Source organism: Microcoleus sp. BR0-C5 (assembly GCF_036705045.1).
Taxonomy (GTDB): Bacteria; Cyanobacteriota; Cyanobacteriia; order Cyanobacteriales; family Microcoleaceae; genus Microcoleus.
Genome location: NZ_JAUBTR010000114.1, coordinates 1 through 13,956, shown reverse-complemented (window position 1 = coordinate 13,956; position 13,956 = coordinate 1). Strand labels below are relative to the sequence as shown.

Annotated in this window: 11 protein-coding genes; 2 read left to right on the top strand and 9 right to left on the bottom strand. The window is 47.9% G+C overall.

Annotation, left to right across the window (positions count from 1 at the left end):
• Positions 1-58: 58 nt before the first annotated feature.
• From QUB08_RS29905 to QUB08_RS29880, 6 genes are all read right to left on the bottom strand, one after another.
• Complete coding sequence (locus tag QUB08_RS29905) at positions 59-268, bottom strand: Uma2 family endonuclease (protein WP_333229673.1); 210 nt, start codon at positions 266-268, stop codon at positions 59-61.
• A gap of 273 nt (positions 269-541) precedes the next feature.
• The gene (locus tag QUB08_RS29900) at positions 542-1,486 is read right to left on the bottom strand and encodes a GDP-L-fucose synthase (protein ID WP_333229671.1); all 945 of its coding nucleotides are present in this window, start codon (positions 1,484-1,486) and stop codon (positions 542-544) included.
• A gap of 513 nt (positions 1,487-1,999) precedes the next feature.
• Positions 2,000-3,031 carry a GDP-mannose 4,6-dehydratase gene (gmd, locus tag QUB08_RS29895; RefSeq protein WP_333229669.1) on the bottom strand — a complete coding sequence of 344 codons (1,032 nt, stop codon included), beginning with the start codon at positions 3,029-3,031 and terminating at the stop codon, positions 2,000-2,002.
• Positions 3,032-3,476: 445 nt separating this feature from the next.
• Complete coding sequence (locus QUB08_RS29890; protein WP_333054666.1) at positions 3,477-4,208, bottom strand: sugar transferase; 732 nt, start codon at positions 4,206-4,208, stop codon at positions 3,477-3,479.
• A 243-nt stretch (positions 4,209-4,451) separates the two neighbouring features.
• Entirely contained in the window at positions 4,452-5,618 is a 1,167-nt protein-coding gene (locus tag QUB08_RS29885; RefSeq protein WP_333229667.1) for a glycosyltransferase, read from the bottom strand.
• Positions 5,615-5,956: a hypothetical protein gene (locus tag QUB08_RS29880; RefSeq protein ID WP_333229666.1), complete on the bottom strand. Its 342-nt coding sequence runs from the start codon at positions 5,954-5,956 to the stop codon at positions 5,615-5,617. The genes QUB08_RS29885 and QUB08_RS29880 overlap by 4 nt, the downstream gene beginning before the upstream one ends.
• Positions 5,957-6,046: 90 nt before the next feature.
• Here QUB08_RS29880 and QUB08_RS29875 point away from each other — a divergent pair, with 90 nt between their 5' ends.
• Positions 6,047-8,143, top strand: a complete 2,097-nt coding sequence (locus tag QUB08_RS29875) for an iron uptake porin (protein ID WP_333229664.1) — start codon at positions 6,047-6,049, stop codon at positions 8,141-8,143.
• 466 nt (positions 8,144-8,609) lie between these two features.
• On the opposite strand, the gene QUB08_RS29870 is transcribed toward QUB08_RS29875, so the two are convergent.
• Together QUB08_RS29870 and QUB08_RS29865 are read right to left on the bottom strand one after the other, a co-directional pair.
• Complete coding sequence (locus QUB08_RS29870) at positions 8,610-10,376, bottom strand: NFACT RNA binding domain-containing protein (protein WP_333229662.1); 1,767 nt, start codon at positions 10,374-10,376, stop codon at positions 8,610-8,612.
• A 237-nt stretch (positions 10,377-10,613) separates the two neighbouring features.
• A complete protein-coding gene (locus QUB08_RS29865) occupies positions 10,614-12,191 on the bottom strand; it encodes an NAD(P)/FAD-dependent oxidoreductase (RefSeq protein WP_333229660.1) in 1,578 nt (525 codons plus the stop codon).
• Positions 12,192-12,428: 237 nt separating this feature from the next.
• On the opposite strand from QUB08_RS29865, the gene QUB08_RS29860 reads away from it, so the two are divergent.
• Positions 12,429-13,016 carry a hypothetical protein gene (locus tag QUB08_RS29860; protein WP_333229658.1) on the top strand — a complete coding sequence of 196 codons (588 nt, stop codon included), beginning with the start codon at positions 12,429-12,431 and terminating at the stop codon, positions 13,014-13,016.
• Positions 13,017-13,374: 358 nt separating this feature from the next.
• Here QUB08_RS29860 and QUB08_RS29855 read toward each other — a convergent pair whose 3' ends face one another.
• Positions 13,375-13,650: a hypothetical protein gene (locus QUB08_RS29855; RefSeq protein ID WP_333229656.1), complete on the bottom strand. Its 276-nt coding sequence runs from the start codon at positions 13,648-13,650 to the stop codon at positions 13,375-13,377.
• Positions 13,651-13,956: the final 306 nt, after the last annotated feature.

The window sequence follows — 13,956 nt, the reverse complement described above, 5'->3', positions numbered from 1 at the left end:
TTTGACTGCCGATAGCGGTGGCTATTCCTCAAAACACTACTACTATTCTCCCGGCAATTTAGATGCGTTTGCCCTGACCCCGAACATGATTTCTCAACAAGGTAACTAAGTTGACAGTAACAGTTACATGAGCGTCATTTGCACAAGCCATTGCATAGGTTTCGCCCTGAATATACTCGTGTTTGAGCGGACTGAGTTCTTCTAACTTCAGATACTCTTCCGGCGAGATATAATTGTGGGTGCGATCGGGAATCATTGGCTTTCCCAAATTTCAGTTTTCGATGATTTCAGTCGAGGTATTTGTATTATAGCAGTTTTCACTCGGATGAAATACAGGACACAGCAGTATGGACACGGCACTGCTGCCGACTATTGTCAGTGAATTATTACCCAAATTTGTATAATTTCTTAGTACCAGAAGGGGGACGGGTTCCTGTAGGATAGGTGGCAACCTCCGACTCTTATAAATGAAGTTTCTAACCCGCATTTGGTATTTTTCCTAAAAAAAACCGGTTTCTTCAAGAAACCGGGTTTTTCACACTTACGCGGCGTGTTGTCGATACCAATCAATCGTATTTTTCAACCCTTCCTTAAACTTCACCTCCGCAACAAAACCAAACTTTTCCTTAGCCCTTTGCGTATCCAAACAGCGGCGCGGCTGACCGTTCGGTTTGTCTGTTTCCCAAACAATTTCTCCCTCAAATCCCATCAATTCGCAAATCGTTTCCACTAAATCGCGAATTTTAACTTCGCTATTCGTTCCCAAATTAACCGGGTCAGATTCACTGTAAGATTGAGCCGCCATCACAATTCCCCGCGCGGCATCTGTGGAATACAAAAACTCGCGGCTAGGGCTGCCGTCGCCCCAAACTGGAAGTGTTTTGTCTCCCCTTTCTTGCGCTTCGTGGACTTTGCGAATTAATGCGGGGATGACGTGGGAACTTTTCGGGTCAAAGTTATCTTCCGGGCCGTACAGATTTACTGGTAGCAAGTAGATACCGTTGAATCCGTATTGCTGGCGGTAGGATTGCAGTTGCACTAATAAGGCTTTTTTCGCTACTCCGTAAGGTGCGTTAGTTACCTCTGGGTAGCCGTTCCACAGGTCATCTTCTTTGAAAGGAACTGGGGTTAAATTGGGATAAGCACAAATCGTGCCTACGCAGACAAATTTTTCGACTCCTGCTTCGTAGGCGGCGTGAATTAGTTGCGCGCCCATCATCAAATTATCGTAAAATAATTCAGCGGGTTTGACTAGGTTTAAGCCGATACCGCCGACGTGGGCGGCGAGGTGAATGATGAGATCTTGTTTGTCGGCGGCGCGCTTGCAGTTTTCCATGACGCGGAGGTCGCAGTCGCGCGATCGAGTTACAGAAATTTTATCAGCATCGGCCCCTGCTTTCACTAACTGGTCGATTACCTGACGGCCCAAGAAACCGGCGCCGCCCGTGACTAGAATGCGTTTGCTGCTTAAATCCAAGCTTGTCATAATTTTAGCCTCGGGATTTTGAATAAGGGTCGATCGACAATTTCAATTCTAAAATTGTTGCTTTAGCAAAAAAAGCTTTCAGCTACTGGACGAGGTTGCCCACAAATCTGTTTTAGCTGCCGCAGATAGGGACAATATGGTTCGTGCACACCCGAAAGTTAGATAGAGGGGTCGCGACTCCTCAACTATCATTTTAATGTTTTTTTTTAGCCCGCACATCCGAAAATTTTGCGAACAATTAAGCTGGTTCTTTGAATTCCGATGGCGCTAATATAGCGGTTCTCAAGCGTGGTGAGGTATGGGGGCTAGTCCTATGCCCTATGCCCTATGCCCTATGCCCTATGCCCGCGAGAGCACCTCATGTTACGCTCGAAAGGCTATAGCTGTAACAACCCTCTCATCAGTTGTGAAGTGTTTGCAGGGGCAATCCTCCGGGGCGCGCCTTTCGCCAAAGTGGTAGACACGGGGCCCTACCCCTACAAATTGTTCGTACTGACTGCTTGGTTTAGCGACTTAATCAAATCCGTTGCCCGAACCGCGACCTTGCTGGTCTAAAGCTTTCATGTCAGCATCTACCATTAAATGTACTAACTCCTGAAAAGTTACAGAAGGTTCCCAATTTAATTGCTGGCGCGCCTTAGTCGAATCGCCAATCAACAGTTCGACTTCTGCCGGCCGCAAGTAGCGTTCGTCAAACTCCACATATTTTTGCCAATCTAAATTGACGTAAGTAAAAGCCAAATCGAGAAATTCCTTAATGGAATGGGTCTCGTTGGTAGCAATGACATAATCGTCAGGCTTGTCTTGTTGCAGCATCAGCCACATCGCCCGCACGTAGTCTTTAGCATAGCCCCAGTCCCGCTTGGCATCGAGATTTCCCAAGTAAATCTTTTTCTGCTTGCCGGCGACTATTCTGGCAACGGCGCGAGTAATTTTGCGAGTTACAAAAGTTTCGCCACGGCGGGGAGATTCGTGATTGAACAAGATGCCGTTGCAGGCAAAAAGTCCGTAAGATTCGCGATAATTTATTGTTTGCCAGTGACCGTAAACTTTGGCGCAGGCGTAAGGACTTCTGGGATAAAAAGGAGTTGTTTCTTTTTGTGGAACTTCCTGCACCAAACCAAACATTTCCGAAGAACCTGCTTGATAGAACCGCACTTCTATGCCGGTTCGGTGCTGATAGTCCCGAATTGCTTCTAGCAGGCGCAATACTCCCATCCCTACTGTGTCAACCGTATATTCCGGCGAGTCAAAACTGACTCGAACGTGAGATTGAGCGCCTAAGTTATAAATTTCTACCGGCTGAACTTCTTCCAATATCCGGCGGAGAGTGGTGCCGTCCGTCAAGTCGCCGTAGTGTAGAAACAGGCGCGCACCATCGCTGTGAGGATCGACATATATGTGGTCAATTCGATCGGTATTGAAACTAGAACTGCGCCGGATAATGCCGTGAACTTCATATCCTTTCTCTAACAGTAATTCGCTCAAGTAGGAGCCGTCTTGACCTGTAATACCTGTTATTAGCGCTCGCTTACGTTGCGTCATCTGATTTTCCTGTGACAGGCTGTGTTAATTCACAATAAATTTTTTGGCAGAGGCTGTTGCTCCCTGCCGGCCGTATTCTCAAACTGCTTTATAAAACTTACTCAAACTTAACTTTATTTACCTAAAGCCAGTTGAAGTTTACTTCCTACGCTGTTGGGTAGTGGGCTATCCCAAGATAAGTAGGCTATCCCCCTTAAGCCAAAGGTTATAGAGTTAAGTTTAACACCTAAACCTAAAGTAGTCTATCTAGAAGAACTGATCTTTCTAGATGAATAAGAGGTAGGTTTATTTAAGTATTTGCCCCTTTAGTTAAGCTCACAATTCTTCGATCGGCATCCAGGAACTGTTTAGTTTTGACAAAGAGTTTGTCGCTGATTGTCAGTAGTCAGCATCAGTGGTCAGTAACAAATAAAACTAACTACCGATTGCTGACTGCGGACAAAAATTAGTATGCGCCGTTATTTTTGGGAAAAATCACAACTCCAATTGTTTTGAAAACAATCCACATATCCATCCAAAGGTTTTTGTCATTTGCGTAATAGAGGTCGATTTGGACTCGGCGGGGATAGGGAATGTCGTTGCGACCGGACACTTGCCACAAGCCTGTAATTCCAGGTCTTATGGTGAGAATTTTGTTGATGTGATTGCCGTATCTCGGCAGTTCTTCTTCAACTAAAGGTCTGGGCCCGACGACGCTCATATCTCCTTTTAAAACATTCCAAAACTGGGGAAACTCGTCTAAACTGGTCATTCGTAAAAATCTTCCAATCCAGGTAATTCGAGGGTCTTGTTTCAGCTTGAAATTGTCCTCAAACTCTTGACGCAAATGCGGAGAATTTTCCATGATTTCCAGCAATATATCGTCCGCATTTTCCACCATCGTTCTGAATTTCAGGCAATAAAACCTTTTACGGTTTTTGCCTACTCGTTCCTGTACGTAAAAAATAGGACCGGGCGAGCTTAAGGCAATTAAGAAAGCCAAAAGCAGGTAAACCGGAGCAAACAGGATCAGAACCGATAAGGAAAACAGGATGTCAAATAACCGCTTGAAAAGTTCTCCGTCGAGGCTCTGTAGAGAACGACTTATGCGTCTATCTCCTTGCAGGACAGACCCAAAACCGCGTCTTGCGATCGCTCGAATTACCTTGCCGGAGATTAGTTGGCTGTCGGCAGTCATCTTACTCCTTCACTTCACACCACACACAGTCCTGATCATAAAGCCTCAAGACGCTTTGTTCTCTGAATTATGTTTCAAATACTCAATTTTCTGCCTTCAGAAGGCTTCAAAAGGCAGAAGGCAGAACGAAGAGGGCTTCTGGCGACAGAAGGAAGAAGGCACAAGGCACTGATGCAGAGGTCTTCTGAAGGCACTTATACAAAGGCAGAAGGAAGATTGTCCCGCTATCGGGTTGTGGTACTCTCAAGCCCCAGACTCGGTAAAATCACGGGATTGAAATTCCTGATAGCAGCGTTCCACAAAAGCTAGATAGCGCTGCCCAAAGACTTCGGGGGCAAACTGTTCAGCGCGCAACCTGCCGATTTCTGGCTCAAATTTGCCTTGCAACTGCTCAAATTCCTCGACAGCTTCGACTAATGCTGCTGGGGTTTGGGAGGAAAAAAATAAACCAGTCCCAGTCTCTGGGTGTTGGCGAATGTCGAGCACTGTCTCCAAAGCGCCCCCTGCTGCATAGGAAATTACCGGTGTTCCGCAAGCTTGAGCCTCTACCAAAGCTATGCCAAAATCTTCGCAAGCTGCATAGACAAAGGCTTTCGCCTCTGCCATGTACTTTTCAACTATGGAGGCGGGCTGCCAGCCGAGCACTTGCACGTTGGGTTTGGCGAGAAGCCGAATCATTTCTAATTCTGGCCCGGTGCCGATGACAATGAGAGTATGCCCTAGTTGATTGAATGCTTGGACGATCGCACTTACGTTTTTGTAACTTACCAACCGACAAACGGTGACGTAAAAGTCTTGTTTTTGCCGCATCAAGGAAAATCGCTCGATATTTACCGGCGGATAAATCACCTGGGCCCGCCGCCGATAACACCGCCAAATTCGGCGCGCCGTGTGTTGAGAGTTAGCGATGAAATAATCAACGCGATTGGCGGAAATTACGTCCCACTGTCGCAGTCGATGCAACAAATATCGCGTCAGCAGACCCTGGATGCCTCGTCCGGCTTTGCTGCTACGCAAATAGTCAAAAGTTAAGTCCCAAGCGTAACGCATGGGCGTGTGGCAGTAGCAGACGTGCATTTGCTGGGGACTGCTGAGGATGCCTTTGGCGACGGCATGGGATGATGAGAGGATGATGTCGTATTCTCGCAGATCCAGTTGTTCGATCGCGATCGGCAGAAATGGCAGATATTTTTGCACGCCGCTGCGGGCCTTGGGAAAGTGCTGCAAAAAAGTTGTGCCAATCTGTCGCCCGAAAAGATAGCTTTCGGGATTGGTTGATTCAAAGTCGATGAGGGCATAGATATCTGCCTCGTCTACGTGTTTGAGAATTTCCTGTACTACGAGTTCTGAACCGCCAGTAGCTAAGGGCGTCAACCATTCGTGAACTAGGGCGTATTTGAGTTGTTTCACTTGTATTTGTAGCCGATCGAACGATGTGTTAGCGCCAGTTCTGTCAATATTAATCTTACTGAGGGATCACTTACGCCATATCGGGCCATCAACCAGGTTTCTAGGTAGGTATCTTCAAACTGAGATGTTGCACCATTCTCAATTATTTGTTTAGGAACAGGCTTTTCGGCCTGTTCCACAAGAAAATTCACTCTTTGTGGAACAGGCCGAAAAGCCTGTTCTTGAGAATGGTACAAGATGTGAGTCAAACCAAGGATTTTGGGAATAAACGGGGTTTTTGTCAAATCAGCCACAGCAAAACAGCACTCTCCGGCAGTGATTTCCCAGATTGTTGACAATAAATACTATTAGGCTCAATACTAAAGGTGATTTGCGATCGGCTAAATCTTCGGAACGGGCGATCGGCCGTAATGTGGTGTGAGGAAAAAATGTCCAGAATTTTGTGGAAGGGACTTTTAGTTAGTCCCGCTGTATTGGCAGCAAGTTTAGTCGTATCTTCGACGGCGCTAGCAGCAGAGAAACCTGTAGAAATTGCCACCACAGCTCAAGCTGATCAATTGCAATTAGCAGGTGCTGTAACCGAGGCAGCCAAGTCTGAGACGGCAAAGCCTGAGACAGCCGAACCAGCGTCACTAGCTAGCAAATCAACTGTTGAAACTATTGAGAAAGAAAGTGCGAACCTCTACGAGGGCTTTCCTTCGGATCGCTTCGCTAACACTAACGATTTGAGTGCCCCAGTTGCCGAACAAGCAAAAGCACCGGAAAACGCAGTTGCAGCAGATTTAGGCGAAACCAAACCCGCAGTCACGCCCGCAAATTTAAGTGCCGAACAACCTGTCGCGGAGCAAATCCCCGCAGTCGCGCCCGCAAACTTAAGCGAAACGCAACCCGCCACTACACCGGCTAATTTAAGCGCCCAAGAGCATATTTCCCAATCGACTGATCCAAGTGCCCAACCTCCAGCACAGTCAAATGTTTTAGAACAAATTAATGAATACACCACAGAAGGCAGTAGCAGCGAAGATGCGGCCGGCCAAGTAACCTCTGTTTCGCAACTTTCCGACGTTCGGCCCACCGATTGGGCATTCCAAGCTTTGCAGTCTCTAGTAGAGCGCTACGGGTGCATAGCGGGCTATCCTGACGGCACTTTCCGCGGCAACCGGGCAATGACTCGCTACGAGTTTGCGGCAGGTTTAAATGCGTGTTTGGATAAAGTTAGCGAGCTGATTCAAGGCGGTTCCAGAAGTATGGCGACGCGAGAAGATTTGGCTTCTGTGCAAAGGTTGCAAGAAGAATTTGCGGCGGAATTGGCAACTTTGCGCGGCCGCGTCGATGCTTTGGAAGCGCGCGCCTCTGAATTAGAAGCAAATCAGTTTTCAACTACGACTAAACTCAACGGCGAAGTCATATTTGGTTTGACAGGTATCGCTAGGGGAGAGGATGCTGAAGGTAACGATGCCGATAAAGCGACGGCTTTTGGCAGCAGGGTTCGTATCAATTTCGACACGAGTTTCTCTGGAGAAGATTTGCTGAGAACTCGATTGCAAGTTTTAAATTTGGGTTCGTTTTCTACTAATAATACCAAAACCGCTGAAGGGGAATTGCGGTTTAATGCCGGGCCTTTTGCCGAGGCTAGCAATACTGTAGGTTTAGATGCGCTGCTTTACCAATTCCCTCTCGGCAAAAGCACGACTGTAATTCTCGAAGCTAATGCCGGCGCTGCTGATGATTTTGCTAACACCGTCAACCCTTACTTTGACGGAGACGGCAGCTACGGCGCTCTTTCTAACTTCGGTACTCGCAACCCGATTTACTATTTGATTGGTGGTTCTGGTATCGCTCTACGACATCAGTTTGGGGAGAAACTGGAGCTGAGTTTGGGATATTTGGCCGGCAACGCCGCGAGTCCGACGCGGGGTAACGGTTTGTTCAACGGTTCTTACGGCGGTTTGGCTCAGTTGACTTTCAAACCCAACGAGAACATGGCTTTAGGTTTAACTTACGTTAATTCCTACAACGTCGTCACCGGTACCGGCAGCAATGCTTCTAATTTCCCGGTGCGTCTGGCTTCCTTCGGGCTCGACAGCGATAGCAATGTGCCAGTTTCTAGCAATTCCTACGGCGCGCAAGCTTCGTGGCAGTTGAACCGGGGATTTGCAATTGGCGGTTGGGCTGGTTACACTAATCAGCGCATTTTATCCAACTTGGGTACTCCTACGGGTTCTGTGCAGCGGGGCGATCAAAAAATTTGGAACTGGGCAGTTACTTTGGCTTTTCCTGATTTGTTGAAAGAAGGAAATGTGGCGGGGATTATCGTAGGTATGGAGCCGCGGGTGACGAGTTCTACTAATCGGACTTTGCCGGAAGATAAGGATACTTCGCTGCACGTTGAAGGTTTTTATCAGTTTAAGTTGAGCGATAATATTTCTATCACTCCTGGTCTGATTTGGCTGACTGCTCCTGACCACAATAAGGATAATTCTGATTTGGTGATTGGGGTTGTTAGAACGACGTTTACTTTCTAGGAGCCGCACTTGGGGATTTTAGACTTTAGATTTTAGATTGGCAGTTTTAATCTAAAATCTAAAATCGCCCATCTAAAATCGGTGGGGGCTTGGGTTTAATGTCTAAACAGAAACGACCAGCTTTAGCTAAAGCTGGTCTGCACAAATAGTTAAATCCGTTGTGTTCCCACAGTGTTTTTCTCACAGTGAGGAAACCCAAGTTGCACGTTTCTTTGCAGCGGGTTCTCAAAGAAATATCATCTCTCTTAAGTGGTATTATAACAACAAAATTTAATTTTGTGTAATAAAACTTTACATTACAGACCGATTTTTATTTTGAGGACGATCGCACTTCTGGTCACTTTGTATAATCAAACCGGAGTTCAAAAATCCGGTGTCTGCGTAGGTTTATCGGTTCCAAACAGGTTATTTTGGGTAAAAACGAGGTTTCGATTGCCGATCAACCTTTTTACACACTTTGTATAAATCAAGCCGGGGCTTGCTGCGGTCTACCCCAGACAATTCGCTCCTGCTTGTATACAACCATACCCGGTTTAGCACCTTTCGGCTTGTATACATATTTCGGTTCTGTATAAACCACGGGGACTTGTTCGCTGTGGCGGGCGCGACTGTAGTAAGCAGTCATGTCGGCGGCAAATTGCAAATCGGTTTCTTCAGCCACAGTACCGGGTTTGAGACGCAGCAAAGCGTGGCTTCCGGGAATCTCTAGGGTGTGGAACCACAAGTCGTAGTCGTTGGCGGTGCGAAAAGTGAGTTGGTCGTTTTGGCGATTGTTGCGCCCGATTAATAATTCAAAGCCGCTGGGGGTTTGGTAGCGGTGAAATTCGATCGCAGCATTTTTGTCGGTACTGCGGTAATCTGGTACGTCTAGATATTTTTGCTGGATCAGTTCTTCGCGGATTTCGGCGAGGGTTTGCAAATCTTGGGTGTTGCGGTAGGTTTCCAATACCGAAAGTGCGACTTCAACTTGTTCTAAATAGTCGATTTCTTCCTGTACGGCGGCTAACAAAGGTTCTACTGCAATGCGAGCTCTTTTAAGTTTTTGGTGTTTTTTGTAGAGGGCTTGAGCGTTTTGAACGGCGTTTTTTTCCGGGTTTAGGGAAATGATAACTGGTTTTTCGGTTTCAAAGTCGGGGAGAGAAATCGATTTCATTCCCGGTTCCCAATGCTGCAAATTTGCCATCAGTAAGTCGGCTTGGGATTTGTGGGTGTCGGCGTCTGCGGATTGCTGTAAACGTTCTTTAAATGTGTTGGCTTTGAGGCGCAGTTTTGCGAGGACGTTGTTGAGTTTTTGGGTAAGCTGATGCCGCAGTTGGGCGAATACTTCTTGATTGATTTCGCCTGTGTAGTAGCTGTTAAGTAATTCTTGGACGGAAGAGATGGAAGAATCAGAGGGCGGGAACGGGGACACCGCCCCTACATTGTGGTGATTTTCTGGTGTCGGCCAATCGATGACGGTGTAGCCTTCGGGGGTAAAACTCGGGTGAAATTTGGAGTTTTCTAGGCATTGCAGCCAGTATAGCCAGCGCTGGAATAGTTGCTGCCATTGGTCGGGATTGAGGCTGTCGGTGGATTGTTCGGGGTCTAAAGAAGCCGATCGAATCATTGACAAAACTAAGGCTTTACTCATCCCTCGGTAATTCTTCAACATATTGCTCTTTAATTGCCCAGGAACCAGGCTAATTCGTGATTGCCAGCGGTTTTGAGATTCACTCAGACTCGGCACTGCATCGGTCAAAGACGGGGGCATTTCGTAGGGTTGCCCGGTTTGGATGGGACGGACGGTGGACTGTTTGGCGCTGACTTGGTGGGCGCAGGTGACAACGAGGTTGTCTTGGGCAGTGAGGATGACGTTGCTGTACTTGCCCATGATTTCGGCGTACAGGTGCCAGAGGGCGGGTTCTCCGGGGCGTTTGGCGAATTGCAAGTCGATGACTCTTTCCCAGGGGGAGACGGGGGCGATGGAAACTAAGGCTAAACCGCTGAGTTGGTGCCGCAGTTGTTCGCTGAAGGTGAAGGTGTCGGGAATGCGGGGCGGGGGGTCGCCGACGCAGATGCGCGCGGCCACAGGATGCCAGGAAAGGTCAATCCAGCCGCGCCCTTTCATGGTGCGGAGGGCTAGGGACACGGTAAATCGATCGCGCTGGTAGACTTGTTCTAAGCGCGCTGGCAGCCATTGGGCTCGCAGTTCGCTGCAAGCTGCGGTTAAAGTTGTAAAGTCTACGGGTTGCACGGTGGCCTCTTTGCGATCGAACTATCTATTTATATGCTGACAGATATTGGTCACATTTTACTAACTATATCAAATTATTCTTTACTCTTGGCTTCGCATCCTTCGCTATGAAACCGCTTCAATAATCCCGTTAAAAAATAACAAATAACAAATAACTAATAGACATCTCCTAAAAAGCAGGTTTTGAACAGGCAGGATGCCTGTTCCACAATAATTATGGGAGATATCTAATAACAACTAACTAATAACTTCCCGAATCAATTGCAAATGTTTGTCCAAAGGTGCGATCGTATTAGCTGCGATCGCCCCGCTAGCAGCAACAGCCGGCAAACCAATTCCCGGAAACGTCGAATCTCCGCAGCAAAACAGCCCCGCTAAAGGTGTTGTCGGCCCTGGAAACAAGCCGCTACCAGCCCGAATTCCCGGCCCGTAGGAACCGCGATGGCGGCGCAAAAACCGTTCGTGGGTGAGGGGTGTGCCAACTAAGGTGACTTCGCAGCGCGATCGAATATCGGGGATAATTCTCTCTAAGGCTTCCCACATTACCTCGGCGCGCGCTTGTTTTTGCTGTTTGTATTCTTCGCTGGTGCGATTCCCTACGGGATAGCTGCGCTTCACGAGCTTTTGCCACAAATCGTAAGGCTCGTTTCCGGGGGTATATGCGTGAATGACGTGCTTTCCCGGCGGCGCGAGGTGGGGGTCGAGGAGGGAGGGAATCGAGACGAGAACGACGTTCTGAGGGGCCGAAACGCCCATTTCCCAGTCTTTCACGAAGATGTAGTGACAAGCCAAGTCCGATCGCACTCCGGCAGCATCAATTCCCAGATGCAGGTGCATGAAACTGTCGCATTCGGGCGTCGCCTGTCGCTGTTGCCGAAACCTTTGCGGGACAGAGGTTTCAGGCAACAGTTTCAGGGTATCCCAAACGGATGCGTTGGAAACGACGGCTTTGTGCGATCGAATAATTTTGCCCGATCGCAGCCGCACGCCCGCAGCCCGGTTGTTTTCCACCAAAACTTCTGCAACGTGGGAATTTAGCAGCAACTGCCCTCCGTGGCGCTCTAAACCGCGTACCAGGGCATTTACCAAAGCTGCACTACCGCCGATCGGATAGTCCAAAACTGCATTGGGGCGATACCAGTCGGCGAACATGAATGCGACTTCGGCTGCGATCGTTCCGTCGGCGGGAAGTCCAGACAGCAGGAAACACAACAAATTCAGCCAATTTCGGACAAACGGATCTTTGACATTTTTGTCCATAATTTTGCTGAAAGGGCCTGCAAGTGCGATCGCGTCGCCAGCACTTTGCAGGAAAGCCGGCGCAAATTTGCCGAGGGTAAAAACAGCGCCTAAATCGAAGCGCAAAGCCAAGGAGGGCAAGGCTATGGCAGCTTTGGCGTAGGGCTCCATGATGCGCTGGAGTTGCTGCCATTCGGCGACTGCTTCCGCGCCGCGCAGTTGTGCGAGCACTTCGCCAAATTGACTCGCACCGACGGATGTGTCGAAATCGCCTTCTGGCAAACAGCAACCCCAGGTATCGTAGGTGATGCAGGGGAGTTTTTCGCCGATCGCATCCAAAACTTGCCGCAGCGGATTGGCAGACGGGCTGTAGGATAATCCTGAGTACAGGGAGGGCCCGGAGTCGAAACTAAATCCGTCGCGTTCAAACCCGTGGGCTGCCCCGCCCGCGATCGAATGGCTTTCGCAGATAATCACGTCAAAGCCATATCGGGCAAGCATTGCACCGCAACTTAACCCGCCTATGCCGCTGCCGATGATGATGATTTCTGTGTCTGTGGGGGCGATCGTAACCATGTTTTTCTCCGCTACATCCGCTAATATTATCAATGTCTTGCAGCTTTAGGACTTAGGCATTTAACTGTAGGCTCGATCCCCCCTAGCCCCCCTTAATAAGGGGGGGACAAGAAGCAGTCAAAGTCCTTGTTAAAAATGGCGGGTTCAGAAGCATTCTTGCGTCCCCCTTCTTAAGGGGGATTTAGGGGGATCTAGATTCAGCTACCACCCTTAAAATACAAATCTGTATATTATTAAATGGAAAACATATCAATTCTAGAACAAGCCGCTAAGTCGAATACAAAACCATCTCCGGCCGCCGTAGTCGCAGCCCTCTTAGAAGCTGAGAGAAACGCGAAAAAAAATAAAATTCGCTATGGTTTCGAGCAATTAATCGGCAATTGGCGCTTGTGCTTTATCACCGGCACGAAAAAGACTCGACAAAAAGCGGGAATTGTGTTAGGCGCGGGACGTTATATCCCTGAGTGGGTGGCGAAAATTCAAATTGCTTACTCGGCCCAAGCTGTTGCTGATGGGGAAGCGGATAGCGAAACCGGCAGGGTGGAGAATTCGGTGCAAGTTGGGGCGATCTTACTAACTCTTTCGGGGCCGACTAAGTTTTTGGTTAATAAAAATATTTTAGCTTTTGATTTTACCCGAATTACGGTGAAAGTGTTGGGTAAAACTGTGTATCAAGGATTTATTCGCGGTGGAGAAGCGCGGGAGGCGGATTTTTTTAGTTTGAGTGTGGGGAAGCAGGCATTTTTTGCATATTTTCTGGTAGAAGATGGGATAATTGCGGCTAGGGGAAGGGGCGGCGGCTTGGCTTTGTGGGGGAGAGTTTAGGTGAAAATGTGCGATCGGGAAACAACAGTATTTATTGGTGTCAAGTTATCTGTAAATCTCGTTTGTATCGAACTGTATATCCCCCTACATCATCAGGGCTGTTTCATTCTCTCGATGCCCGCCAGGGGTTGAAACCCCTGTCTCATAGCTGAAGTCGTCTTCAGACGACTGAAAGAGTCATTTGTCATTTATAGTCCTCATAGCGAGGACTTTTGCTATGAGGCTGGGGTTAAAACCCCGACGGAGTTAATGCGGAGTCGCTACCATTGTCACCGTCATTTGTGTTTATTAGACATCTCCAGAAAAGCCAGTCTTGAACAGGCTTTCCGGCCTGTTCCACAATGATTATTGGAGAGGTTTATTGATTAGGTGCGATCGCACACAACTTCAAACACACCCCCTGGAATAAACCGACACAAAGCCCTCCGCCGATCGTCCGCATCTTGGCGATTGACAAAACGCGCGATCGTATAGTGCTCAGCATTCGGCAAAATGCGGACGATCGCCCAAGAAGTGCGATCGCCTGTTTTTGATCGCGGATTTGGGTTGAGTTCGATAGGGGAAAATTGCTATTATCTGCATTGCAACCTATTAAACTAATCGGTAGTCCTGCATAAGTAATGATGAAACTCAATATAACCCTATCTGTGTAGGGATTGAGGAAGCAAAAATCCTAACTCTTGCACCACTACCCAGCAAATGAAGCCCTCTGAGTTTGACAATAAGTTGGCTAGCTTACCCGAAGTCTCATCAGTTGATGGATGTCTGATTCTAGAGCCAAAAAACATCATAACCACACAAAATGATGCCTAAGTAACCCCAAATTTTCGGTTAGCACATACATTTAAAAATCTATAATTTCTGGGTGCATCTCAGTTTTGCGAATGTGTCAAAAAAGAGTTAAAATGAAAAAGCTAGTAAAATCGTCAAATAAAGATGA

What these genes read in the sequence shown, in the direction of transcription:
- QUB08_RS29875 (WP_333229664.1), top strand. Translation starts at nt 6,047, where the DNA reads ATGTCCAGAATTTTGTGGAAGGGACTTTTAGTTAGTCCCGCTGTATTG.
- gmd (WP_333229669.1), bottom strand. Translation starts at nt 3,031, where the DNA reads ATGACGCAACGTAAGCGAGCGCTAATAACAGGTATTACAGGTCAAGAC.
- QUB08_RS29860 (WP_333229658.1), top strand. Translation starts at nt 12,429, where the DNA reads ATGGAAAACATATCAATTCTAGAACAAGCCGCTAAGTCGAATACAAAA.
- QUB08_RS29900 (WP_333229671.1), bottom strand. Translation starts at nt 1,486, where the DNA reads ATGACAAGCTTGGATTTAAGCAGCAAACGCATTCTAGTCACGGGCGGC.
- QUB08_RS29865 (WP_333229660.1), bottom strand. Translation starts at nt 12,191, where the DNA reads ATGGTTACGATCGCCCCCACAGACACAGAAATCATCATCATCGGCAGC.
- QUB08_RS29890 (WP_333054666.1), bottom strand. Translation starts at nt 4,208, where the DNA reads ATGACTGCCGACAGCCAACTAATCTCCGGCAAGGTAATTCGAGCGATC.